This window comes from Cyanobium sp. Maggiore-St4-Cus (assembly GCF_024345615.1).
GTDB lineage: Bacteria > Cyanobacteriota > Cyanobacteriia > PCC-6307 > Cyanobiaceae > Cyanobium_A > Cyanobium_A usitatum.
Genome location: NZ_JAGQBL010000001.1, coordinates 249,063 through 273,222 on the forward strand (window position 1 = coordinate 249,063; position 24,160 = coordinate 273,222).

Genomic DNA, 24,160 nt, shown 5'->3' on the forward strand with positions numbered 1-24,160 from the left:
GTGGTTGAAATGGGCGATACTGGATTCGAACCAGTGACCCCTTCCGTGTGAAGGAAGTGCGCTACCGCTGTGCTAATCGCCCGCACCTCCACACCTTAAAACACCACAGGCAGTCGATCGGTCACCATGGGCTAAGAGCCGGTCGCATTGCGTGAGCGCCAACCCCGAACGAGCCGATCCCAAGCCAGCAACGGACCCTGTGGACTTGAGCCAGCCAGTGGACTTGACCCAGCCAGTGGATGTTGATCAGACAGTGGACGTATTGATCGTGGGAGGCGGGGTGTGCGGTACGGCCCTGCTGTTCGAGCTGGCCCGCTACACCGATTTGGGCCGCATCCTGCTGGTGGAGCGCTACGACGCCTTGGCCAGGGTGAACTCGAAGGCCACCAACAACAGCCAGACGATTCACTGCGGCGACATCGAGACCAACTACACGCTCGAGAAGGCGGTGCGGGTGAAGCGCACCGCCGAGATGATCGTGAACTACGCCGAGCTGCTTGATCCAGCCAGCCGCGAGCTCTGTGTGTTTCGCACTCCAAAAATGGTGCTGGGGGTGGGCGAGCACGAGTGCACCTTCCTGCGGGAGCGCTTTGCTCGCTTCTCACCCCACTTCCCGGCAATGGAGCTGCTCGAGAAGCCGCAGATCGCCGAGTGGGAGCCCCAGGTGGGACTGGTGCAGGGGGAGTTGCGCCCGGAGGAGCTGGTGGCGATCGGCATCCGCCGCACCTACACCGCCGTGGACTACGAGGAGCTATCGGCCTCGTTCGTGGCCCAGGCGGCGGCGGCGGTGGCCGGAACGTCGCGCCAGCTCACGGTGCAGCTAGGCACCAGCGTGGTCGCGATTACGCCTGAGGGCGATGGCTACCGGGTGGAACTGGCCCCCACCCCCGGCTGCTCCAGCGCCGCCGGGCAGGCTCCCCGCTCGGTGCGAGCCCGGCACGTGGTGGTGAATGCCGGAGCCCACAGCCTGCTGATGGCCCAGCGCATGGGCTACGGACTGGAGTATTCCTGCCTGCCCGTGGCCGGCAGCTTTTACTTCACGCCGGATTTGCTCCGGGGCAAGGTTTACACGGTGCAGAACGACAAGCTGCCCTTTGCCGCCATCCACGGCGACCCCGACGTGCGAGCCCCTGGCAAAACCCGTTTTGGCCCTACCGCCCTGCTGCTGCCGCTGCTGGAGCGCTACAAACCAGCCTCGTTTTGGGAGTTTCTGAAGGTGCTGCGGCTCGATTGGGCAGTGCTGGCCGTGTTCTGGCAGCTCTTTCGCATCGCCGATATCCGCAATTACATCTTTAAAAATCTGCTGTTCGAGGTGCCCTGGCTGAGGCGGCGATTGTTTTTGGCAGATGCTCGCAAGATCGTGCCCGACATGCGCCTCGAGGATCTCAGCTTCGCTGAGGGATATGGCGGCGTGCGTCCCCAGCTGATCGATAAGGCCAACCGCAAGCTGATGCTCGGCGAGGCCAGCATCGCGGCCCGGCCCGGCCTTGTGTTCAATGTCACCCCTTCCCCTGGGGGTACCTGCTGCCTGGGTAATGCCGCCCGGGACCTGGAGGCGATTGTCGAGCGGCTGGGCTGTGGCTTCGATCGGCAGCGCTTGGCCCGGGAGCTTTATGGCGAGGCAGGCTGATGCCTTTTCAGCTAGCGCCGCCGCGGAAGAGGTGATTGTGGCTAGCTGAGTAGAGGCGAGAACGGGCCTCAGCCGGCGCCGCCAGTGCCGGGCTCACCACGTAGAGGGTGGTGCGGATCAACTGCCGTTCCTGACTTACCCGGGCCATATCGGCCAGGGGAACCACCTTTATCCATTGATCAGGCCAGCTCACCCGGTAGCCAATGGCTACAGGAGTGTCGGCGGGGTAGTGGCGCAGCAGCTCGGTTTGCACTTCTTCTACGTGGCGAGCACTGAGGTAGAGGCAAAGGGAAGCGCGCAGGGCGGCCAGCCGCTCCAGTGCCTCCCGCTCCGGCACGCCGGTGCGTCCGCCAGCGCGGCTCAGCACGATCGTCTGCACCAGGCCAGGGATGGTGAGCTCGCTCTGCAGGGCCGATGCGGTGGCCTGGTAAGCACTTAAGCCGGGCACCACTTCCACGCCGATACCGGCATCGGCCAGGCGGCAAATTTGCTCGGCGATGGCGCCGTAGAGGCACGGATCCCCATCGTGGAGCCGCACCACGGTTTTGCCGGCACGGGCCCGATCCAGCACCACCTCCATCACCTGCTCCAGCGTGAGGGTGCTGGTGCGCACCTGCTCACAGCCCTCTGGAGCCAGGGCTGCGATCTGGGGATTGATTAGGGAGTCGGTCCACACCAACACCTCCGCCTGCTCCACAAGGCGGGCGGCGCGCAGGGTGAGCAGGTCGGGTGCGCCGGGCCCGGCACCAACTATCCAGACAGGCTTGTTATTCAAGTGGTTACTCCACTGGGGTCGGGCAGGGGGCGTTGGCGGCGGTAGAGCCACCAGAGGCCAACGCCGCCAAGGGCAATCAAAAGCAGGCTGACCAGCTGGGCCATACGCAGGCCGCCATCACAGAAGGGCGGCTCGGAGAGCAGGCAGAGGGGGTCGAGGCGCAGCCCTTCAATCCACACCCGCCCGCTGCTGTAGGCCATCAGATACACGCAGCTGAGTGCTCCAGGCAGCAGTTGAATGCGGCCGCTACTGGCGGCCCGAAATAACCCAAGCAGTAGGGCGCACACCCCCAGATTCCAAAGGGATTCGTAGAGGAAGGTGGGGTGAAAGTAGAGCTGCTCAAAAAATTCAGCTGGGCGGCTGGCCGCGGGGATCTGCAGTTTCCAGGGAAGATCCGTAGGCAAGCCGAAGGCCTCGGAATTAAAGAAATTTCCCCAGCGGCCGATCGCCTGGCCGAGGGCCACGGAGGGCATCAGCACATCGAGCAGTTGCCAGAAGGGCTGCCGGCGCCAGCGGCAGAACAGCATCGTGGCCAGGGAGCCGCCCAGCAGGGCGCCGTGGATGGCGATGCCTCCGCGCCAGATCGCGATCGCATCAAGCCAGTTGCCGGAATACTGGCGCCACTCGAGGGCGACGTAGTAAATGCGTGCTCCGATCACGGCTCCCAGCACCATCAGGGGCAGGAGATCGGCAATCAGGGATGGCTCAATGCCTCGAGCCCGGCCGAGCCGGGTGGCCAGGCTGAGGCCCAGCAACACGGCCACGGCGATGAGCAGACCATACCAGCGCAAGGCAAAGGGGCCCAGCTGGAAAACCAGGGGCCCCGGGGAGGTGAAGGTGGCAAGCACGCTGCTCAGATCAAGCCTTCAGCAGCCTGAACCTTTTCAACCTGGCGCTTTTTGAGCACCAGCAAGATCTGGGCCAGGGCGATTGCGGCAAAGAATGCCAGCAAACCGTAGATGCGCACAGGGTTTTGCAGCACAACCTCGGCATCAATCTGTCCGAAGCCACCCACGTTGGGGTCGTTGGTGATCGGTGAACCGGCAACTACTGCATCACCAACCGCCGCCAGGATGGTGGGGCCAGCCGGCACGGTTTCAGTGGCTGTAGTGCCATCTGCGGCGGTGATCTCCACCAGGGAAGCGCCGTTATCACCGGCAGTGATTGCTGACACCGTGCCAGTTACGGGGGCGTTGAAGACGCCGTTGTTGCTCTTTTCGCCGGTGGGATACACCTGGCCGCGGCCACGGTTGCCGCCCACATGCAGCTGGTATTTGCCGAAGTGGATGCTGCTGTCGGTGGCGGGATCAGGAGAGAGAATCGGGAAAACGATCTCTTGGTGCTCATCACCGGAGATCGGGCCCACCAACAGGATGTTGGGTTGGTCGTCGGAATACTGGGTGTAATAAATGCCGGCAGTTTCCTCCTTCAGCTCCTCGCTGAGGCGGTCTTGCGGGGCAAGGGTGAAGCCATCTGGAAGCATCACCACAGCGCCGACATTCAGACCGGTGCGGCTGCCATCGCCGGCCACCTGCTGAACGCTGGCGTCGTAGGGGATTTCCACCACGGCCTTGAACACCGTGTCAGGGAAAATGGCCTGGGGCACTTCCACCCGGGTGGCCTTCTTGGCCAGGTGGCAGTTGGCGCAGACGATCTTGCCGGTGGCCTCCCGGGGGCTGGCGTAGTTCTGCTGGGCCCAGAAGGGATAGGCCCAGCTGGGGCTGGCGCCGGTCAAAAGCACGGCGAAGGCGATCAGGGAGCCGAGCAGCAGGGAAAGGGAACGACGCATCACGAGATCAGGCGACAGACAGGGAGAAGAAAAGCTGGATCGGGGTAATCAGGCCCACCAGGGCTTGTCGCCGGTGCGGAAGTCGGTTTCGCTCCACTGGCTAAGGAAAACGTTGTCGTTGTCTACAGAGACGTGAGCCAGGGCCAAGGAGAGGGGCGCTGGACCGCGCACCACTTTGCCGGTGGCGTCGTACTGGGAGCCATGGCAGGGGCACATGAACTTATTGGCGCCGCTGTTCCAGGGCACTACGCAGCCAAGGTGAGTGCAGATGGCATTGATGCCGTAGCTGCCGATGGCGTCATTGCCCTCAACGAGCAAGTAGGTCGGATCTCCCTTGAGGCCCTGCACCAGGCTGCGATCGCCCTCCTTGTGGCTGCTGAGCCAGCCGCTGGCAGTGACGCTGTTGCCGAGCTCGTCTTTAGCGGTGGTGCCGCCGCCGCCGCCTGCCGCCTTGGGGGGGATGAAATAACGAGCCACTGGATAGAGGGCACCCAGGGCCACACCGGTCACAGACCCGAAGGTCAGCAGGTTCATGAACTGCCGGCGGCCCATTCCGGGCACATCACCGTTGGAGGCGCTATTTGAAGCGCTCGCTGGCATCTGGGTCATGAAGACGCGCCGGGACAATGTGGCGCTCATTATGAACCTTGCCTGTGCGGCTCCGGGGCGGTGCAGCCGGCTGGCCCCTGGGCCTGCAACATGCTGTTGTGCAATCCATCGCGTGAGCTTGGGCGTGTCCCTGCCCTCCAGTGCCCTCCCCCCACCCCCTGAGCCAGGTTCGCCCCTGTCTGCGCAAGAGGTTTGGGATCTGCTGCAAACCCGTTGGCAGGTTTCCTACGACCTGCAACTGGTGCAGCGTCGCGGCCGGCTCTATCTACAGGTGATGTGGGCCTACTTAGAGCAGCAATCCTTTCCGCTCACGGAGGAGGGCTACCGCAGCAAGCTCGAGGAACTGGTGGGTTTGCTGAACGGCCTGGGGGTGGCTGATCAGGTGCGCAGCTGGCTTGGCACCACCTCCGATAAGCCGAGACAGGGCAAGGCCATGGGTCTGGCGTTGGAGATCCCGGCCGGCCGGGCCAGCGAATTTTTGCTTTAGGCAGGCCGCAGCCGTTCGGTGCAGGCCACCAGGCCAACGCCGATTAGGTAAAGGGCTGTGATCGCCCCGGAGAGCAGCAGCATCGTTACGGGGTCGGTGGAGGGGGTCAACACGGCCCCCGCCAGGGCACTTGCCAACACCACCCAGCGCCAACCCGCCAGCATGGGCTGGGCCTTCACCAGGCCAAGGGCGCCGAGCAACAACTGCAGTACTGGCAGTTGAAATGCCAGCGCGGTGGCCACCATCAGCAGCAGCACGAAATCGAGGTACCGCTCGATCGACCAACTCGGTTCGACCACGTCGGCGCCGTAGCTCACCAGGAAGCGCAGGGCTGCGGGCACCAGGGCCCACCAGGCGAAGGCCAGCCCCGCCGCAAACAGCACCGCCGAGCCAGCTACCGCCGGGGCCACCAGCCGCCGCTCCCGCCGGGTAAGTCCGGGCAGCACGAACCCCAGACCCTCGTAGAGCACGTAGGGCAGGGCCAAGGTGAGCCCGGCATAGCCCGCCACTTTGAACGACACAAATAAAAATTCGCCCGGGGCCAGCTGCAGAAAGCGGATGCCCTCTGCTGGCACTTCCAGCAGCCGCACCAATGGTTTAACGGCGACAAGGCAGGCTGCCGCCGCCACCACTACCGCCAGCAGGCTGCGCAGCACGCGGCGGCGTAGCTCCTCGAGATGGTCCACCAGGCTCATCTCCACCTCGGCTGGAAATTCTCCAGGCCCCGGTTCGGGTGCGGCGAGGCGCTTGGCTGAAATTTCGGGTTCGGCGCTCATCGTTTCTGCTCCATCAGCAGGCTAAGAGCCCGCTGAGGTTCTCCCCACAGCACGGAGCCGCCACGATGGCGCACGGTACCGGGCGCTGCACCAGGAATGCGTTGTAACTCCTCGGTGGGCACCATCACCACCGGCACCCGCCTGTTGCCCCGGCCCCTGCTGTAGTGAGAGGCCAGATCGGCTGCTGCCTGCAGATCCGCATCGCTGGCCAGTCGCTCCGAGCTTTTCAGCACCACATGGCTGCCCGGCAGCTCCTGGGCGTGGAACCAGAGATCGCCGCGGCGCGCCTGGCGAAAGGCGATCCATTCGTTTTGGCGGTGGTTGCGGCCAATTTGTATGGGCAAACCGGAAGGTGTGTGCAGCTCCAGGGGTTGGGGCACCCCCTCGATCGCTCCAGCCCGCCGCCTCTGGCGACCCCCAGCTGGCTTGCGCTGGCCGCGCTCAGCCAGCAGGGCTTCGAGCTCGCCAACCAGGCTGCCCACCTGCTCGAGGCTGTCGGCCTGCTCCAGGTAGGTGAGGCTGGCTTCGAGGCTTGCTAAGCGCTGCCTGTGCTGCTCCAGCCTGGGGGTGATCGCCGCCACCGAGCGCCGCCGCTTGCGGGCGGTTTTGTAGAGCTTCTGTGCCTCTTCAATGCACTGCCGGCTCGGCTGGAGCTGGCTGAGCAGGGCATCGGCGCGGCGCTGTAGAGCTTCCCCTTCAGGCACCGCATCCAGCAGGGCTTGCTGCTCGCTGGCCTGGCGGCTTTCGCGCTCGACTGTGGCCTGCAAGCGGTGCTGCAGCTGCTGGCGCTGCTGCACAAGCAGCTGGGCGCCGAGGTGCTCGCTGAAATAGGCGGCCATGCCTTGGTTTATGGCCAGGGCTGGATTTGCGGCAGGGGTATCGCCGCTGGATCCAGCCCAGCAGCGGTAGCCGGCCGGTTCGAGCTGCCAGCTGAATCGCCCCATCTGCACGGCTTCAAGCCACTGGCGCCAGCCTTGCCACAACTGCTGCCATTGCTCCGGACTGATGCTGTCTACGCTCAGTTCTCCCCAGCCGCAGGGCAGTAGCTGGCGCAGTAAGGCCGGACTCATGCCCTGGTAGGCATCGCGCAGGGCCTGCTGCAGGGGCAGGGGCACTAGGCGCAGACGGCGCTGCCAGCTGCCAAAGCTCTCCTCCAGCCGCGGCGGCTCGCCCGCCAGGGGCGGGGGCGGTTGGTAAGGGTCGCCGGTGCCGATTGGCCGTAGGCGTGATTGCTGGGGTTTCACCTGGCGGGCCAGGGCCACTACCTGGCGGTCGGCGTCGAGCAGCAGCAGGTTGCTGTGGCGGCCCATCAGCTCCACCACCAGCCAGCGCAGCACGGGCTCACCGGGACGCCTGGCGAAGCCGAGCTCCACCACCCGCTCCCAGCCCTGCTGCTGGATTTCGATGAGGGCCAGACCCTTGAGGCCGTGCTGCAGCTGCTGGGCCAGGGTGCTGCCATCCCCTTGGCGGGGTGGCGGCGGGATCGTGTGCAGCCGAGCCGCTTCCGCCTGCCAGCTGAGCTCGAGCCAGTGGCTACCGCTGAGGCTGCGCAGGCCGATCTGCAGGGCCTGGGGGCTGGCCTGCTGGGCCTTCTCGAAGCGACTTGGCAGCAGTAGCGGCCGCCACTCGGCCAGCACCGCCCGCAGGGTCGTGACGTCTACTGCCTGAAGGCGGGAGGGGGACACGGCTTGGCAGGGCAACACGGACGCTGGCTTCTACTCTGCAGGCCAGAGCTGTCGCCCGCCATGAGCGCCTTGCCCGGCCGTCTCACCTTGATCACCGGCCCTAGTGGAGTCGGCAAGGGCACCTTGGTGCAGCGACTGCTGCTACTTCATCCGGAGATCTGGCTATCGATCTCAGCCACCACCCGCGCCCCCCGCGCCGGTGAGCTGGATGGCCAGCACTACTTTTTCCTGACTCGCGACGCCTTTGAAGGCCAGGTGGCTGAGGGTGGTTTTCTGGAGTGGGCCGAATTTGCCGGCAACCTTTACGGCACCCCCCGCCAACCGGTGCAGGCCCAGCTAGCTGCAGGCAGGCCCGTGCTGCTTGAGATCGAGCTGGAGGGGGCACGCCAGGTGCGCCAAAGCTTTGCCGAGGCTTTCCAGATTTTTGTCGAACCCCCCAGTTTTGAGGAGCTTGAGCGGCGTATCCGCGGCCGCGGCACCGATAGCGAGGAGGCGATTGGTCGGCGGCTGGAGCGGGCCAAGGTGGAGCTGGCTGCGGCGCCGGAATTTGACGCGGTGCTTGTCAACGGCGAACTGGAGCTTGCCCTAGCTGAGTTGGAGCAGCTGCTGGGCTAGGGCGGCTAGGCACGGGCAAAAAAAAGCGGCCCCGGGGGGCCGCGTCGGATCAAGATTGACTGATCAGAGGGGGCTGATCACATGGGATGGAACAGCAAGTCGGGGAAGAAGCGGTTGAATTCGATCAGAATTCCTGCCGTGGCTGTGAACCAGATGGCAGCAAACACCGGAGCGGTGGTGAGGAACTTTTTCATGTTCAAAAAATAGAGAGGCGTCTAGGACTGGCAGGGCTAAGCAACCCTTAGCGGGGCGAAACCGTGACCTTGTCGTCGGATTCGAGCAGCTTGCCGCTGGTGAGCTCGCCGAAGGCGGCTAGGGGCCAGGTTGCTGCTGCCAGGGTGCTCTTGAATGCCAGGGGCAGATCGATCTGGATCTCCTTCATGGCGGCATCCTTGTCGCCGCGGATGGCGCGCAGGTAGTTGCGACCAGCCCAGCCAATGCAGCCAGCGATGTAGAGGAAGGCAATGCCAGGGATCATGAAATCACCGGCATGGTTCCAGCGACCATCCACGATCAGGTGGGGCAGGCCATCGGCACCACATACGGCCTGGCTGTACATCGCGAAGCGCGCCTTGGCCTGATCGGTTTTGGCGGTAGCAGCGCGCTGCTGGAAGCGGGCGCTCTCGGAGCAGGGGGTCAGCCCTGCCACGTCAGCCTTGGCCGCAGGGGCGAAGCCGAGCAACAGGAAGGCGGAGAGCAGAACCGCGAAGAGTCGGCGGGAGAAAAGACGGCGCATCGGACGCAGGGCCGCGGGGCAGGATGACACTTCTGGACAGTACGGGAGCTGTAGAAGTCCAATGCCATTGGTTCTGGCCCTCGAAACAAGTTGTGACGAGTCGGCGGCAGCGATTGTGCGTGATCAGACGGTGCTCGCCAGTGCCGTCGCCTCCCAGGTGGAGGAGCACGCCCGCTGGGGTGGCGTGGTGCCGGAAATCGCCTCGCGTCGCCACGTCGAGGCCCTGCCCCAGCTGATTGAGCAGGTGTGCCGCGACAGCGGCGTGACCATGGCCGAGCTCGATGGCATCGCCGCCACCGCCGCCCCGGGCCTGGTGGGGGCCCTGCTGGTGGCCTCGGTCACGGGCCGCACCCTGGCGAGGCTGCATGGCAAGCCCTTTGTGGCTGTTCATCACCTGGAAGGTCATCTCTGCTCGGTGCAGCTGGGCGAGCCCCTGCCCCCCGGTCCCTACCTGGTGCTGCTGGTCAGCGGCGGCCACACCGAGTTGCTGCGGGTTGACGGGCCTGGCCGCTATCTCCGCTTGGGCCGCAGCCACGACGATGCCGCCGGCGAAGCTTTCGACAAGGTCTCCCGCCTGCTCGGGCTCGGATACCCGGGTGGTCCGGCGATTGAGGCGGCTGGGCAAAACGGCGACCCCCTTCGCTTTGCCTTGCCCAAGGGCCGGGTGTCGCGGCCGGAGGGCGGCTTTTATCCCTACGACTTCAGTTTCAGCGGCCTCAAGACAGCGATGCTGCGCCAGGTGCGTGCTTTGGAGGCTGAGCACCAGGCTGAGCACCGGGCGGGCGGCGAGCCGCTGCCGCTGGCTGATCTAGCGGCCAGCTTTGAGCAGGTGGTGGCCCAGGTGTTGGTGGAGCGCAGTTGCCGCTGCGCCCGGGAGCAGGGATTGGGCACGCTGGTACTGGTGGGTGGCGTGGCCGCCAATCGGCGGCTGCGGCAGCTGTTGGAGCAGCGCTGCGGGCTCGATGGCCTGGCTTGGCGGGTGGCTCCGCTGGCCTACTGCACCGATAACGCCGCCATGATCGGTGTGGCTGGGGCCCAGCGCCTGGCCGGCGGCCAGAGCAGCTGCTTTGACCTGGGCGTGGCTGCCCGGCTGCCCCTGGAGCAAGCCGGCTTGCTTTACGAATCACAACCGTGCTTTTAATTGTCGTAAACTGAAATTCATACGGTATTGGTGCGGCCCGATGACCACCCTCAACCGCGAGCGCGAGCTGCAAGCCACCGTCGATTTTGAGCCGGTGTCCGAAGGGTTTGAACCGGTGAGTGCCACTGAGCTAAATGCTTGGCGCCGCGGTTTCACCCCCCAAGCCGAGATCTGGAACGGCCGGCTGGCAATGGTGGGTCTGTCGGTGGGCTTATCGGTGCTGCTGGTGGCCCGCCTAGCGAGCCACTAAAAAACCCTTTGCAGAGCTGACTCAGGTGCGACCGCGGAGCGCTTGAGCCAGCTCGTTGGGCTTGAGGCTTTGGGCTAAGGCTTCCTCGGGGGTAACCCGGTGGGCTTCTACCAACTGCTGCAACGACTGATTTGCGGTTTGCATACCATCGAAAGCGCTGCGCTTCATGATCTCCTCGATCTCGTCGAGTTCGCCTCGCTGGATGTAGTCCTTGCAGGCGTCAGTGTTGATCAAAATGTCGTGATAAGCGGCCCGTTTGCCGTCGGTTGTTTTAAGCAGTCCCTGGGCTATCACTCCAAGCAGTGATTCTGAAACCGCACGCCGAACACTGTCCTGTTCACTAGGGGGATACATGCCTAGCACCCGTTCTACGGTTTTGACGGCGGAGTTTGTGTGCAAGGTGCCAAATACCAAGTGGCCTGTCTGGGAGGCCTCGATGGCTGTGGCCAGGGTCTCTTGATCACGTATTTCCCCAATCAGGATTACATCGGGGTCCTCTCGAAGGGCTGCCCGCAGGGCGTTGTGGAACACCTTGGTGTGCTGACCAACCTCCCGGTGTCGGATCAAAGACTGGCGACTTTCATGTACGAATTCGACCGGATCTTCGATGGTGAGAATATGGCGGCACATGTTGCGATTGATCCAGTCGATCATCGCGGCAAGGGTGGTGCTCTTGCCGGAGCCGGTGGGGCCCGTAACCAGGATCATTCCCTTGGGCCGGGCCGCCAGCTCCTTGAGCACTGGCGGCAGGTTTAGATCTTCCATGGTGGCGATCTTCTGGGGGATCAGTCGCAGCACCATCGCCGGACCCCGCAACGAATCCAACAGGTTGATGCGCACTCGCACAAAGGAAAAGGCGTGGGAGCCGTCGAATTCCTTCTCGCGTTGGAAGGCGTCGATTTCGACGGGGCTGAGCATCTCTCTCATCCAGCCGCTGAAGGTGGCCGCATCAGTCACTGGCCATCCGGTGCCAGCCATCTCCCCCCGGGCCCGGAAGCGGGGTTGCTCTCCAACTCCCAGGTGCACGTCGGAGTAGCCCCTTTCGTTGGCGATGCGCACGATGCCTTCGAGGCTGTCGGGCTGGCTGCCGTTATCTACCCGGCTGGGGGCAGTTCCAATGTCTGGGGTGGGGGCAGGGGGTGCTGCGGCGGGGGGAAAAGGTGACGGGGGAAGGGGAGAGGGAGGAAAGGGTGAAGTCGTCATCTGCGGTCACCGGTATTTGCCCAGCTTCGCTGCTGCTGCGGCTTCTGTCAGCACCAGCCCCTTTGCTGACGACCTTCGTAGGATCATTTGGTCTGCAACCCTTCGGTGTCCAAGCCCCTTGTCACGATCGTGCTGGGCACCCGTCCGGAGGCCATCAAGCTGGCTCCGGTGATCCGGGCCTTTCAGCAGGCCGACGATTTCCGCACTCGGGTTGTGCTCACCGGCCAGCACCGCGAGATGGTGAGCCAGGTGATGGGTCTTTTTGGACTGACGGCTGACCACGACCTGGCTCTGATGGCCCCCAAGCAGACCCTCACCCACATCACCTGCGGCGCGCTGCAGGGGCTGAAGCAGGAATTTGGCGAGCATCGTCCCGATCTAGTGCTGGTGCAGGGCGACACCACCACTGCCTTTGCCTCGGCCCTGGCGGCCTTCTACGAGCAGATCCCGGTGGGCCATGTGGAAGCCGGGCTGCGCACCGACAACCTGCTCGATCCCTTCCCGGAGGAGGCCAACCGGCGCCTGATCTCCCAGCTGGCCCAGCTGCACTTCGCCCCCACGGCCCTCTCGGCTGCTAATTGCCGGGCCTCAGGGGTGGTGGGCACGGTGCTGACCACCGGCAACACGGTGATCGACGCCCTGCTGTTGATGGCCGAGCAGGCGCCTCCTTACACCCTGCCTGGCCTCGATTTTGAGAAGCAGCGGGTAATTCTGGCCACGGTGCACCGGCGTGAAAACTGGGGTGAGCGCCTACAGGACATAGGCCGCGGCTTCCGTGAGCTGCTCGAGCGCTATCCCGATACGGCCCTGCTGCTGCCCTTGCATCGCAATCCCACCGTGCGAGAGCCCCTGCAGGCCCTGCTCGGCGACCACCCCCGCGCCTTCCTGGTGGAACCCCTCGATTACGACCAGCTGGTGGCGGCGATGCGCGGCGCCACCTTGGTGTTGAGCGATTCGGGGGGTCTGCAGGAGGAGGCGCCATCGCTGGGTAAGCCGGTGCTGGTACTGCGCCGCACCACGGAGCGCCCCGAGGCTGTGGAGGCGGGCACGGCCAAGCTGATCGGCACCGACAGCGCCGACATCGTGGCCGAGGCCAGCCGCCTGCTGGATGATCCGGCGGCTTATGAGGCCATGGCCCGGGCCCACAATCCCTTTGGCGACGGCCAGGCTTCGGGGCGGATTGTGGATGCTGCCCGCACTTTCCTGGCTGGCTGAGCCTTGGGACCTGAGGCTCAGGGGCGTTTTTTGGCCCAGGGCGGCAGGTCGATGAACACCCGGGTGCCGCTTTTGAGCCCGGAGAGGATTTGGGTGTCCTTGCCGCTGCTGATGCCGAGCTCCACCGGCTGGAAGGTGGGCTGGTTTTTTTTGCCCACCAGCAGAACGCCCGGCCGCCCCGCCTCGGTGACGATCGCCACGGTGGGCACCAGGGTGTCGGCCTGCACCTGACCTGTCTGGAAGCCGACGTCGGCGGTCATGCCGATGCGCAGCTGGGGGGGCTCGCCAACCAAGCGCAGCACCACATCGAAGGAGGTGACGTTGTTGATCTTCACGGCCCGGGGGGTGACGCGCTTGACCCGTGCTTCAAAGCTTTTATCGGGAAAGGCATCCACTCGCACCGTGGCGCTCTGGCCCAGCTGCACACGGCCAATGTCGCTTTCCGGCACCTTGGCCACCACCTCCAGGCCCTGGGCTAGCTCCACAATCGAGGAGCTGGTGGCACCGGCGGTGGCCGAGGCGGTGGTGGTGGGTGTCACAAAGGCGCCAGGATCGGCGAAGCGCTGGGTCACCACCCCATCGAACGGCGCCCGCACCACCAGATCGGCCTGCTCCACCTGGCGCGCCTGCAGCCGTTGGCGGCTGGCCTGCATGGCAGCCTGGTCCACCAGGAAGGTGCTGCGCACGCTAATGAAGTCACTGAGGCTGATGGCGTTTTGGCGGTAGAGGCTCTCGTTGCGCTCCAGCTCGCTGCGGCTGCGGGCCAGCTGGGCCTGGGCTGAGCGCAACTGGGCCCGCAGCTCGGCGAGCCGCTCGTCGAGGTCGCCTTGATCCATGCGCGCTAGGGCCTGGCCGCGGCCCACCGGGTCGCCCTCCTCCACGTAGAGCTCCTCGATCACCCCCTGCCGTTTGGGGCTGACGTTCACGCGCTTTTCGGCCTCGAGTTCGCCGCTGGCACTCACCACCCCCGGCAGGTCGCCCGCAGCTGCAACAACTGTGTACAGCTCGAGATTGGCCCGGCTGGTGCCGCGCTGCCGCTGCAGGAGGCCGATGCCAGCTACGAGCACAAGCCCTGCGGCGGCTGCGGCCCAAAGGCGCCGCCGCTGCCAGGGCCGGCGCGGCGAGCTGGAAATCACCGGCACTGAAGTGGGGGTGGAAATTGAGCTGGGGGCAGAGACTTTTATTTTCGCTGCTGGCGCCTCGACCTGGGGCCCGTAGATTTCAGCCATGCTTAAAGCCGGAATCGTCGGTCTGCCCAACGTCGGCAAATCGACCCTGTTCAATGCCCTGGTCGCCAACGCCCAGGCCGAAGCCGCCAACTACCCCTTCTGCACGATTGAGCCGAATTCGGGTGTGGTCTCCGTGCCAGACCCCAGGCTCGATCAGCTGGCTGCCCTCAGCTCCAGCAAGGAGATCATTGCCACCCGGGTGGAGTTTGTCGATATCGCCGGGCTGGTGAAGGGGGCCAGCCAGGGAGAGGGTCTTGGCAACAAGTTTCTGGCCAACATCCGCGAGGTGGACGCAATCGTGCACGTGGTGCGCTGCTTCGAAAACGACGACGTGATCCATGTGAGTGGCTCGGTGGGGCCGGCCCGCGATGCCGAGGTGATCAACCTCGAGCTGGGCCTGGCCGATCTCTCCCAGGTGGAGAAGCGACGCGAGCGGCTCAAGAAGCAGGTGCGCACCAGCAAGGAGGCCCAGCTGGAAGATGCTGCCCTTGAGCGCATCCAGGTGGAGCTGGAGGCCGGCGGTGCCGCCCGCAATGTGGCCATCAGCGATGAGGAGGCCCCGCTGCTCAAGCCCCTGGGGCTGCTCACCGCCAAGCCGATCATCTATGCCACCAACGTCAGCGAAGACGATCTGGCCAGCGGCAACGCCTACTGCGAGGAGGTGGCAGCGCTGGCCCTGAAGGAAGGGGCGGGCACGGTGCGCATCTCGGCCCAGGTGGAGGCCGAATTGATTGAGCTGCCAGAGGAGGATCGCACCGAATTCCTGGCGGGTCTCGGGGTAGGGGAGGGCGGCCTGCAGAGCCTGATCCGCGCCACCTACGACCTGCTGGGGCTGCGCACTTATTTCACAACCGGCGAGAAGGAAACCCGCGCCTGGACTATCCAGGCCGGCATGACCGCCCCCCAGGCCGCTGGCGTGATTCACACCGACTTCGAGCGCGGCTTCATCCGCGCCCAAACCATCGGCTATAACCAGCTGCTCGAGGCGGGCTCGCTGGTGGAAGCTCGCACCAAGGGTTGGCTGCGGGCTGAAGGCAAGGAATACATCGTTGCAGAAGGTGACGTGATGGAGTTTCTGTTCAACGTGTGAGGGCCCTTCTACGCGACCTGCTTCAGCCGCGAGATCAGGTGCGAGTGGACATCCGGGTGCGCTTGATAGCTAGAAGCTGAAGCCGAGCCGGGCGCCCACTCGCACCTGGTCGTTGCCGAGTAGCTGGCCCAGATCCACTAAGCCAGCTGCGTTCGACACGTAGAGATCAAAAATTGTGGAGGGTGAGGCCAGCCAGCGCAGGGCCAGGCTGCCGTTGCTGCCGTTGTCGCCACCGAGGTCTGTTGCGATCACATTCAGCTCAGGGATCAACTGGAAGCGCTCCCCCAGCTGCAGGTTGGCGGCCAGGCCCACCCCCCAGCTGGTGCCGCCACCGCTCCAGGCCACCTTGGGGTTGAGGTGGAAGGCCAGTTTGGGGCTGGCCTCCCAGGTGTTCATGCTTTCAAAGAAGAGGTAGCCCTGCTTGCTGCTCTCGTCTTCGTTGCGGCCCAGGGAGATGCGGCCCGCGGCCCAGATCGGCAGCTCCTTGCTGGGGCGATACACCATCGCCTTGCCGCCGAAGCGCAGGTTGAGGTCGCCATTGCCGGCGTAGGTGTTCACGTAGCTGTTGCGCGGTTCGATGCCGTTGAACACCCCGGCCGCCAGCTGAAATTGGAAGTCGTTAGATACCGAATAAGCACCGCCGGCGAAGAGGTTGCCCAGGCTGTCGCCATTGAGCCAGAGCTGGCTGGTGCCGCTGGCGGGGGTGAGGGCGGTGTTGACGCTGAGGCCACCTAGGGCGAGGGAAGCCTGGCGGGTGGTGTAGCGGGGGCTGGGGGAATCGGCCGCGCCTGGGTTGTAGGTGAAGCGGGCGCTGAGCATCGGCTCATTGGGCGCGCTTGGCAGGGCCAGGATGGCGGTGGCTGGGCTGAGGCCAAAGCCGTTGGTGATGCTTCCCTCCAGGCCGATGCGGGGATTGACGGCGATCGAGACGCCGGCCGAGAGGATCGGCACCCGCGAATACACCAGATCGGCATCGAAGCCGTTGTTGCCGGGGCCTAGGGGCAGCATGGCTGAGCCAAACAGCTCCACCTGGTTGCCGAGCCGGTAGTTGGCACCGAAGCCCAGGCTGATGTTGGTGCCGTAGAAGTCACCGGCGCCGCCCTGGTCTTGCCCCTGGCTGCCGGGTAAGAAGCTCACCGCCGGCACAAGCGAGAGCTGCAGGTTGCGGTTGGCTTGCCAGGCCAGGGGCAGGGAGAGGGCCCCCACCCAGTTGCGGGTGAACACGTCCTGGCCGGAGGAGTTGAAGATGTTGGGCGTGCCGGCGTCATCGCAGCTCACCGTGCCGCCGCAGCCACTGCCCACGCTGAACAGCTCCAGGGCGCCTTCGGCGGCGAGCTGCCAGCTGCCGGCGCCCTCGCCCTGGCCGGCTAGGCGGGCGCGCAGGCTGCCGCCGTACACCGTCCAGAGGTTGGCGGGCTGGGCGGGCCGGCTGGGGATGGACGCGTAGAGGGGGTCATCGGCGTAGGTGTAGTAGGCCGAGGCCATCAGCGCCGGGGTGAGCCCGTAATCGAAGCGTGCGCCGTAGTTTTGGTTGCCGGTGCCGTTGGCGGCGCCGCCATCGCCCGGACTCACCTGCTGGAAGCTGAGTTGGCCAAAGGCTTCGGGAATCAGGCTGGCGGTGGGCAGCTGGCCGAGGCGCAGCATGGGGAGGTAGTCGACGCGGCTGGGCAGCTGGGTGGCGAGCAGATCCTGCACCTGGGCCAGGCTGAGCAGGGGCGGGGCGGCGTCTTTAGAGGTGGGAGGCGCGATTACCTCGCTGGCGGGCACCAGCTGCCAGGGCCGCAGGCCGGGGGATTGGGGATCGGCGGGGTTGAGCAGATTCCAGCCGGGGCTGGCTGCGGGGGCGGTGGGGCTATCGCGCCACTGCGGCGGCAGAGCAGGGGGCTCGGGCGGGGGCTCGACCGGGCCCCATTGCAGGGCCAGGGCAGCCGGTGCCTGGCAGGCCACAAGGGCCGTAAGGCAGCTGCGGTAGAGACCCACCCTGGGGGTCATCTGTCAATCCAGTTGAGCCAGCGGCGCCGCAGCTTGCTGGCTTTCACCCGGCAGGCACCGAGGAAGCTTGTCGGGCTTGTTTCGGCGGTGGATTCAGCATCGCTGTCAGCATCGCCACCGGCGTAATACGAATAGGAGCTGCGCTGGTCATAGACGCCATACCCATACCCATACCCATACCCATACCCATAGCCTTTTTTGGAGCCGTAACCGTATTTGTAGCGATTGCCATAGCCGTAGGAGGCGAAGTGTTCGCTTTCTTCGGTGAGGGCATTGGTGACCACCCCCAGCAGTTGGGCGCCGGAGCTACGCACGCGGCTGATCGCTTCTTTGGGCAGATTGCGGTCGACCCGATCGAGGCTCACCAGGAGGATCAAACCATCCACATGCTGGGCCACCAGGGGCGCGTCGGCGAGGCCGAGCACGGGTGGCGTGTCGTAGAGCACGATGTCGAATTGGTTGGATTCGGCCAACTCGGTCACCAGCTGGTGCATGCGCTTGGAGCTGAGCAGGCGGGTGGTGTCGGGTGGGCGGGTACCGGCCGTGATCACGCTCCAGTTGTCGTAGCCCTGCACAGGCTGCATCACATCACGCCAATCCAGATTGGCTTCGGTGAGCAGGTTGCTGAGGCCGGTGAGGTTGTTGAGGCCGAGGCGGTGGTGCAGCTGTGGTTTGCGCATGTCGGCATCCACCAGCAGCACCCGCTGACCCATTTCCGAGAGGGTTTTGGCCAGCAGGGAATTCACCAGGGTTTTGCCTTCTGCCGGCAGGGTGCTGGTGAGGGCCAGGGAGCGCAGGGGCTTGTCGCTGCTGAGGAAGCGGATGCTGGTGAAGAGGTTGCGGAAGGCTTCTTGGTAGAAGAAACGCTGGTATCCCGATAGGACGGGCTTCTCGGGGCTGCCGCCAATGGCACCGCTGGCAGGGCTTTCTGCGGAACTCTCGGAGGAGGTCTCGGAGGAGCTCTCGGCAGAAGCCTGCTTGGAGCTGCTGCGATCGAGCTCCTGCAGCAGGAAGCGCTTGTCTTCCCGCACCCCTTGGAAGAAGGCCACGTGGGGAATGTGGCCCAGCAGGGCCTCGCCCAGCTCTTCCTTCACTTCGCGGGGATTGCGGAAGCCGTGGTCGAGCCTGTCGCGCAGAAGCCCAGCACCCACCCCAGCCACAACGCCCAGCATCAGGCCATTGAGCAGACCCTTCCTCAGGCTTGGCTCCTCGGGATAGCCATTCACCTGGGGCGGGGCGATCAGCTTCCAGGGCAGGGTGTTCTGAGCTTGTTCCAGCTGGAAGGTGGCCCGGGTGCTTAGGAAGCTAGCGAGGTTGTCTTGAGCCACCTTCAGCTGCTGCTGGCACTCTTCGTAGTCTTTGATGAGATTGGGCTGCTTGAGAAAGCGACGATCGATCTGCTGGATCTGGGCGTTGAGGGTGCTGGAGCGGGTGCCATTGAGGGCGAGGGCGGTGCCCACCGCTTCGAGCTGCTGGCTGCGGCGTTGGCCAGCCAGGCGGTTGCGCAGGGCGACGAGGTTTTGCACCCGCGGCGAATCGCTGCGGAACACGCTGCGGGCCTCGGCGAGCTGCTGTTCCACACTTTGCAGCTGGTCGAGCAGGTCGCTGCGGGCCTGGGTCACGCTCACGCCATCGGCCTGGCCCGAGGCTCCGCTGCCGCCGCCTGTTGCACCCGTTCCGCCACTGCTGAAGTTGGCGGCGGTGAGGCGGCCCGCGACGATGTCCTGGCGCAGCTTGAGCAGACGAATGCGTTCGGCCTCCACCTGGCGCAGCTGGGTGGCCATGGCCATCGATTCAGATTTGAGAGCGCCGGCTTCCGTTTCTGGAGAGAGCAGGTTGTGCTGGCGGCGAAAATTGGCGAGTTTCACCTGCAGCGCATTCACCTTGGCCAACAGCACCGGTTCTTGCTGGTCGAGAAACACCAGGCCTTGGCTGAGCCGTTCGCGCCGCTGGCTGAGGGCAAACTGCAAATAGGCCTGGCTGAGCACGTCGAGGTTTCGCTGCACTTCGGCCGGTTGGCGACCCAGCAGCTTGACCTCAAGCACCCCCGGCACCAAACCTCCTTGGCGGGCGCTGCCGGCTTGGCTCACCGCCAGGCTGCTGAGGGGGGCGGCAGCGGCGCCCAATTGGCGGCGCAGCGGATCAAGCACTAGGGGGCTGGAGAGCGTTTGCACCAGGGTGGGAATGTCGACACTGGTGCGGTTGCGGGCCAGGCTCTCCACCACGCCGCCGCCGCCTTCCATGCCGCCCCCAGCTCCTCCACTGGAACTGATCGGATCGGAGATCAGCAGTTGAAAGCTGCCTGCGTAGATGGGCGCCGTGATGCGCTTGTACAGGGTGTTAGCCGCTAAAGCAATAAACACAGAGCTACCCACCACCAATATCAGGCGCTGGCGGCGGCGGATGGCACGCCAGATTTCGATGAGCTGGACGCCGCCGCCATCTTGCTCTGCTGTGGGGTTTGCGTAGACCACCGCACCCGTAGTGGGGCTTGGTAGAGCTGGAGACAGCTCTTGCAAATCAAACCCCCTATGACTCTGTGCTGGCAAGTTATCAAAAGCTGCCCCACTGGCAAGCCCTGGCAGAACCGCTATGCGTGTGGTTCGATGCCGTTAGCAAATCAATCTTTGGGTGGCGGTGTTGGGTTCTTCTGCAAGCCTGCTGGCCTGCTCCCTGCTGGCCACTGGTCTTACGGCGAGCAGCGTGGTTGTTTTGCCCAGTGCGGCCAAGGCAGTTGAGGCCAGCGCTGCAGTAGCCCTGACGCAGCCCGTTGCCCAGTCGGTGCCCGTCAGCCAGGAAGATGCCTATGTGCTGGGACCTGGCGATGGCTTGCAGCTGCGCTTTTTTGGTGCCACCGAGCTGAGCGGGCCGGTGGAGGTCCTCAGTGATGGCAATGTGAGCTTGCCGCTGCTGGGTCCAGTGCGGCTCACGGGCCTCACCCTGCCCCAGGCAAACCAGTGGCTGGAGTTGATCTACAAGAAACAGCTGCTGCGCCCGGAGTTGCAGCTCAGCTTGGTGCGGCCCCGGCCCCTGCGGGTGGCCCTGGTGGGGGAGGTGGAGCGCCCTGGGCTCTACACGCTCACCTCCACTGAGCAGTCCCAAACTGAAGCCAAGGTGAGCATCAGCGGCTTGCCCACGTTGGTGGATGCGATCCAGAAGGCCGGTGGGATCACCCCATTGGCCAACCTGAGGGAGGTCACCTTGCAGCGACGTCTGCCCGGAGAGCCGCTGCGCTACAAACGCACCAGCGTGAATCTGCTGGCGCTGGTGCAGCAGGGCGACCAGCAGCAGAACCCAATTTTGTTTGACGGCGACACGATCCGCATCGATCAGGCCAGCGAGCCAGTGGCGGAGGCGATCGAGCTGGCCTCCACCACCCTGTCGCCCGACACGATCAAAGTGAATGTGATCGGTGAGGTGCTGAGCCCAGGCACGCTGCCGCTGCCGGCGAATACGCCTCTGGTGCAGGCGGTGCTGGCGGCCGGCGGCCCCCAGACCTGGCGCGCCAGTAAGGGCAATGTGGAGCTGGTGCGGATCAACCGCAACGGCACGGCCACTCGCCAGCGTTTTCAGCTCAACTTGAGCCAGGGGGCCTCCAACACCAAAAATCCGCCGCTGCGTGATGGCGATACGGTGGTGGTGAACCGCAGCGGCATGGCCGTTGCCAGCGATGCCATCGGAGCGGTGAGCACGCCGCTCACCGGACTGGTGAGTATTCTGGCGTTGGTGGATCTGATCAACAAAGATTGATTCCAGATCCATTGATTCCAGATCCGCTGATGCCAGATCCCGGCCAGAGCCGCTTTCGGCTCGATTGGGTGCTGGTGCAGGAGTTGGCTGTGGGGTCGGCTCCCAGGGCGGTTCGCCATCTGGATCGACTCAGCGGCGAGGGGATCGCGGCGATTCTCAGCCTGTGCAGCGAGCAGGAAGCGCCACCACCGGCGGGCCTCTCAACCCGGTTTTTGACCAAGCGGTTGGTGCTGCCGGATCACCGCTGCGAGCGGCTACCTGAGCTCAGCGAGCTGGAAGAGGCTCTGGCCGCCTTGAGTGAGCTGCGCAGCCAAGGCCCTGTCTATGTGCACTGTGTGGCTGGGATGGAACGTTCGCCGCTCGTGTGCCTGGGCTGGCTGATCCAGCAGCATCGGCTCACTCCCCAGCGTGCCCTGGATTATTTAATGCAGGTACATCCAGGCACTAATCCTTTGCCGGGTCAGCTGGCTCTGCTGCGTAAACTAGCGTGATCGTTGCCATTGGTCGCCAGTTGAATTAGTTTTACCCCCCCGTTTTTTTAAATGAATAAAAGCTTGACACGACATGGTTGTTCATGGTAAATTTGAGTATATTTCCCTTTGCATGACCTGAGACTGCTGAGCAATGCTCGCGTTCGGGTCTAACTTTTGAGGAATATAGTGTCTAGATTTATCGCGTTTTGTAATGTCAATATATTTGGTTCTTCTGATTGAGATTTGGACCCATTGATCGCGCCCACCGATTCTGTAAGGCCTCTACCTAATTAAGCAGCAACTCCTTTTCAACACCGCCACCCCCCATGCCCGCCTCCCTCCCCCGCAACCTGATCACCGGCGGTGCCGGTTTTGTGGGCTCGCACCTGGTGGACCGGCTGATGGCGGCCGGCGAGGAGGTGATCTGCCTCGACAACTACTTCACTGGCCGCAAAGCCAACATCGCCCAATGGATCGGCCATCCGCGCTTTGAGCTGATCCGCCACGACGTCACCGAACCGATCAAGCTTGAGGTGGACCGGATCTGGCACCTGGCCTGCCCGGCTTCGCCGGTGCACTACCAGCACAACCCGATCAAGACCGCCAAAACCAGCTTCCTGGGCACCTACAACATGCTGGGCCTGGCGCGCCGGGTGGGGGCGCGGCTGCTGCTGGCCAGCACCAGTGAGGTGTATGGCGATCCGGAGGTGCACCCCCAGCCCGAGAGCTACCGGGGCTGCGTGAACACGATTGGCATCCGCAGCTGCTACGACGAGGGCAAGCGGATCGCTGAAACGCTGTGCTTTGACTACCGGCGCATGCATGGCACCGAGATTCGCGTGGCGCGGATCTTCAACACCTATGGGCCAAGGATGCTGCCCGATGACGGCAGGGTGGTGAGCAACTTCATCGTGCAGGCCCTGCGCGGTGAACCGCTCACCCTTTATGGCGATGGCAGCCAGACCCGCAGCTTTTGTTATGTGGATGATCTGGTGGAGGGCCTGATCCGGTTGATGAACGGCAGCCACACCGGTCCGATCAATATCGGCAACCCCGGTGAATTCACGATCCGCCAGTTGGCCGAGCTGGTGCGCGCGCGCATCAACCCCGAGCTGCCGCTCACCTGTGAACCGCTGCCGGCGGATGATCCCCTGCAACGGCAACCGGTGATCGAGCTGGCGCAACACGAGCTGGGCTGGCAGCCGACGGTGGCGCTGGAGCAGGGGCTGGAGCCCACGATCGCTTACTTCCGCGAGGCGCTCGGCGCATGATCCGCTCCATCTGCTGCATCGGCGCTGGCTATGTGGGCGGGCCCACGATGGCGGTGATCGCCGATCGCTGCCCCCAGATCCAGGTGACGGTGGTGGACCTTAACGCCGAGCGCATCGCCGCCTGGAACGATCCCGACCTCAGCCAGTTGCCCGTCTATGAGCCGGGACTAGATGAGCTGGTGGGCCGGGCGCGGGGCCGCAACCTGCACTTCAGCACCGTGGTGGAAGCGGCGATCGCCGGGGCCGACATGGTGTTCCTCTCGGTGAACACGCCCACCAAAACCAAGGGTGTGGGTGCGGGCCAGGCCAGCGACCTGCGCTGGATTGAGGCTTCCGCCCGCCAGGTGGCCGCCTGCGCCCAGGGCCACACGATCGTGGTGGAAAAGAGCACCCTGCCGGTGCGCACCGCTGAAACGGTGCAAACGATCCTTAGTGCTGTGCCAGCGGCCGAGGGCAAAACCTTCTCAGTGCTCTCCAATCCGGAGTTTCTGGCGGAGGGCACGGCGATCGCCGATCTGCAGGCGCCGGATCGGGTGCTGATCGGCGGTGAAGATCCTGCTGCGATCGAGGCCTTGGCGGCGATCTACGGCCAGTGGGTGCCGGCCGAACGCATCTTGCGCACCAATCTCTGGAGCTCAGAGCTCTCCAAGCTCACCGCCAACGCCTTTTTGGCCCAGCGGATCAGCTCGATCAATGCGATCGCGGCCTTGTGTGAGGCCACCGGTGCCGACGTGGGCGAGGTGGCCAAGGCGATCGGGGCCGACAGCCGGATTGGTGCCAAGTTTCTCAAGGCAGGCCCCGGTTTTGGCGGCAGCTGCTTCCAGAAAGACATCCTCAACCTGGTGTACCTGTGCGGCCACTACGGCCTGCACGAGGTGGCGGCCTACTGGCAGCAGGTGGTGACCCTCAACACCTGGCAGCAGCAGCGCATCGCCCGCTTGGTGGTGAACAGGTTGTTTGGCACCGTGAGCGGCAAGCGCATTGGGGTGCTGGGCTTTGCATTTAAGGCCGACACCAATGACACCCGCGAATCGCCGGCGATCCGCATCTGCCGGGATCTGCTCGAGGAGGGGGCGGTGCTGCAGATCGTGGACCCCAAAGTGAGCGAGCGCCAGCTGGAGCAGGATCTGGGTCAGCCCGCGGGCGCTGGCGAGGGCAGCTGGCAGCAGGTGCCAGAGGTGCAGCAGGCGGCCTGCGGCGCCGATGCCCTGCTGCTGCTCACCGAATGGCAGGAGTTTGCCCAGATCGACTGGGCGGCGGTGGGGGAGCTGATGCGGCGGCCGGCCTGGCTGTTCGATGCGCGGGCCAAGGCCGATGCGGCGGCGGCGCGAGCGGCGGGGCTGCAGGTGTGGACCGTGGGCGAGGGCTGATCGAGCGGCTGGACGCCAACCCCGCCTGAACCCACACCAGCCGAGACAGCCACCGCTATGTGGGTCATCTAACC

General features: G+C 64.7%; 23 protein-coding genes and 1 tRNA gene. 11 read left to right on the top strand and 13 right to left on the bottom strand.

Annotated features, from left to right (window positions below; genetic code table 11):
* Positions 1-10 precede the first annotated feature (10 nt).
* Positions 11-82 (bottom strand) — tRNA-Val (locus KBY99_RS01470).
* A gap of 141 nt (positions 83-223) precedes the next feature.
* Between KBY99_RS01470 and KBY99_RS01475 the strand changes: the two genes are divergently transcribed.
* On the top strand, positions 224-1,630 hold the full coding sequence (locus tag KBY99_RS01475; RefSeq protein WP_254996872.1) for an FAD-dependent oxidoreductase: 1,407 nt from the start codon (positions 224-226) through the stop codon (positions 1,628-1,630).
* 7 nt (positions 1,631-1,637) lie between these two features.
* On the opposite strand, the gene cobM is transcribed toward KBY99_RS01475, so the two are convergent.
* Genes cobM through petC form a run of 4 tightly spaced genes read right to left on the bottom strand, consistent with a single transcriptional unit; the run spans position 1,638 to position 4,803 of the window.
* Entirely contained in the window at positions 1,638-2,405 is a 768-nt protein-coding gene (gene cobM / locus KBY99_RS01480; protein ID WP_254996873.1) for a precorrin-4 C(11)-methyltransferase, read from the bottom strand.
* Positions 2,402-3,262 (bottom strand): prolipoprotein diacylglyceryl transferase, encoded by an 861-nt coding sequence (gene lgt / locus KBY99_RS01485; RefSeq protein ID WP_254996960.1) that lies wholly within the window; start codon positions 3,260-3,262, stop codon positions 2,402-2,404. The genes cobM and lgt overlap by 4 nt, the downstream gene beginning before the upstream one ends.
* Positions 3,259-4,194, bottom strand: a complete 936-nt coding sequence (gene petA, locus KBY99_RS01490) for a cytochrome f (protein ID WP_254996874.1) — start codon at positions 4,192-4,194, stop codon at positions 3,259-3,261. The genes lgt and petA overlap by 4 nt, the downstream gene beginning before the upstream one ends.
* Positions 4,195-4,242: 48 nt before the next feature.
* A complete protein-coding gene (gene petC, locus KBY99_RS01495) occupies positions 4,243-4,803 on the bottom strand; it encodes a cytochrome b6-f complex iron-sulfur subunit (protein ID WP_106501698.1) in 561 nt (186 codons plus the stop codon).
* 130 nt (positions 4,804-4,933) lie between these two features.
* On the opposite strand from petC, the gene KBY99_RS01500 reads away from it, so the two are divergent.
* Entirely contained in the window at positions 4,934-5,290 is a 357-nt protein-coding gene (locus KBY99_RS01500) for a DUF3067 family protein (RefSeq protein WP_261347177.1), read from the top strand.
* On the opposite strand, the gene tatC is transcribed toward KBY99_RS01500, so the two are convergent.
* Positions 5,287-6,066 carry a twin-arginine translocase subunit TatC gene (gene tatC, locus KBY99_RS01505; RefSeq protein ID WP_254996875.1) on the bottom strand — a complete coding sequence of 260 codons (780 nt, stop codon included), beginning with the start codon at positions 6,064-6,066 and terminating at the stop codon, positions 5,287-5,289. The two genes, KBY99_RS01500 and tatC, sit on opposite strands and share 4 nt — an antisense overlap.
* On the bottom strand, positions 6,063-7,751 hold the full coding sequence (locus KBY99_RS01510; protein WP_254996877.1) for an NFACT family protein: 1,689 nt from the start codon (positions 7,749-7,751) through the stop codon (positions 6,063-6,065). The genes tatC and KBY99_RS01510 overlap by 4 nt, the downstream gene beginning before the upstream one ends.
* A gap of 60 nt (positions 7,752-7,811) precedes the next feature.
* On the opposite strand from KBY99_RS01510, the gene gmk reads away from it, so the two are divergent.
* Positions 7,812-8,366, top strand: coding sequence for a guanylate kinase (gmk, locus tag KBY99_RS01515; protein ID WP_254941321.1), 555 nt, complete (start codon positions 7,812-7,814; stop codon positions 8,364-8,366).
* A 77-nt stretch (positions 8,367-8,443) separates the two neighbouring features.
* Here the strand turns inward: gmk and psaJ are convergent, their stop codons facing one another.
* A complete protein-coding gene (gene psaJ / locus KBY99_RS01520; RefSeq protein WP_214337808.1) occupies positions 8,444-8,560 on the bottom strand; it encodes a photosystem I reaction center subunit IX in 117 nt (38 codons plus the stop codon).
* Between the two features lie 47 nt (positions 8,561-8,607).
* The gene (locus tag KBY99_RS01525; protein WP_254941330.1) at positions 8,608-9,102 is read right to left on the bottom strand and encodes a Photosystem I reaction center subunit III; all 495 of its coding nucleotides are present in this window, start codon (positions 9,100-9,102) and stop codon (positions 8,608-8,610) included.
* A 61-nt stretch (positions 9,103-9,163) separates the two neighbouring features.
* On the opposite strand from KBY99_RS01525, the gene tsaD reads away from it, so the two are divergent.
* Positions 9,164-10,243 (top strand): tRNA (adenosine(37)-N6)-threonylcarbamoyltransferase complex transferase subunit TsaD, encoded by a 1,080-nt coding sequence (tsaD, locus tag KBY99_RS01530; protein ID WP_254996880.1) that lies wholly within the window; start codon positions 9,164-9,166, stop codon positions 10,241-10,243.
* 40 nt (positions 10,244-10,283) lie between these two features.
* Entirely contained in the window at positions 10,284-10,493 is a 210-nt protein-coding gene (locus tag KBY99_RS01535; protein ID WP_254996881.1) for a chlorophyll a/b-binding protein, read from the top strand.
* Positions 10,494-10,514: 21 nt separating this feature from the next.
* Here KBY99_RS01535 and KBY99_RS01540 read toward each other — a convergent pair whose 3' ends face one another.
* Complete coding sequence (locus tag KBY99_RS01540; protein ID WP_254996882.1) at positions 10,515-11,696, bottom strand: type IV pilus twitching motility protein PilT; 1,182 nt, start codon at positions 11,694-11,696, stop codon at positions 10,515-10,517.
* Positions 11,697-11,801: 105 nt separating this feature from the next.
* Between KBY99_RS01540 and wecB the strand changes: the two genes are divergently transcribed.
* Complete coding sequence (gene wecB / locus KBY99_RS01545) at positions 11,802-12,911, top strand: non-hydrolyzing UDP-N-acetylglucosamine 2-epimerase (protein ID WP_254996883.1); 1,110 nt, start codon at positions 11,802-11,804, stop codon at positions 12,909-12,911.
* 17 nt (positions 12,912-12,928) lie between these two features.
* Here wecB and KBY99_RS01550 read toward each other — a convergent pair whose 3' ends face one another.
* A complete protein-coding gene (locus KBY99_RS01550) occupies positions 12,929-14,140 on the bottom strand; it encodes an efflux RND transporter periplasmic adaptor subunit (protein WP_254996884.1) in 1,212 nt (403 codons plus the stop codon).
* Here KBY99_RS01550 and ychF point away from each other — a divergent pair.
* Entirely contained in the window at positions 14,139-15,230 is a 1,092-nt protein-coding gene (gene ychF / locus KBY99_RS01555) for a redox-regulated ATPase YchF (protein WP_254960183.1), read from the top strand. The genes KBY99_RS01550 and ychF overlap by 2 nt on opposite strands.
* 69 nt (positions 15,231-15,299) lie before the next feature.
* Here the strand turns inward: ychF and KBY99_RS01560 are convergent, their stop codons facing one another.
* Both KBY99_RS01560 and KBY99_RS01565 read right to left on the bottom strand, forming a co-directional pair.
* Positions 15,300-17,222, bottom strand: a complete 1,923-nt coding sequence (locus KBY99_RS01560; protein WP_254996885.1) for a hypothetical protein — start codon at positions 17,220-17,222, stop codon at positions 15,300-15,302.
* Positions 17,219-19,741: a polysaccharide biosynthesis tyrosine autokinase gene (locus KBY99_RS01565; RefSeq protein ID WP_254996886.1), complete on the bottom strand. Its 2,523-nt coding sequence runs from the start codon at positions 19,739-19,741 to the stop codon at positions 17,219-17,221. The genes KBY99_RS01560 and KBY99_RS01565 overlap by 4 nt, the downstream gene beginning before the upstream one ends.
* Before the next feature lie 118 nt (positions 19,742-19,859).
* Between KBY99_RS01565 and KBY99_RS01570 the strand changes: the two genes are divergently transcribed.
* From KBY99_RS01570 to KBY99_RS01585, 4 genes are all read left to right on the top strand, one after another.
* Complete coding sequence (locus KBY99_RS01570; RefSeq protein ID WP_409996506.1) at positions 19,860-20,972, top strand: SLBB domain-containing protein; 1,113 nt, start codon at positions 19,860-19,862, stop codon at positions 20,970-20,972.
* A 29-nt stretch (positions 20,973-21,001) separates the two neighbouring features.
* Positions 21,002-21,463, top strand: coding sequence for a dual specificity protein phosphatase family protein (locus KBY99_RS01575; protein WP_254996888.1), 462 nt, complete (start codon positions 21,002-21,004; stop codon positions 21,461-21,463).
* A gap of 308 nt (positions 21,464-21,771) precedes the next feature.
* Positions 21,772-22,716 (top strand): UDP-glucuronic acid decarboxylase family protein, encoded by a 945-nt coding sequence (locus tag KBY99_RS01580; protein ID WP_254996889.1) that lies wholly within the window; start codon positions 21,772-21,774, stop codon positions 22,714-22,716.
* Entirely contained in the window at positions 22,713-24,086 is a 1,374-nt protein-coding gene (locus KBY99_RS01585) for a nucleotide sugar dehydrogenase (protein WP_254996890.1), read from the top strand. Before KBY99_RS01580 ends, KBY99_RS01585 begins: the two co-directional genes overlap by 4 nt.
* The last annotated feature ends 74 nt before the right edge of the window (positions 24,087-24,160 follow it).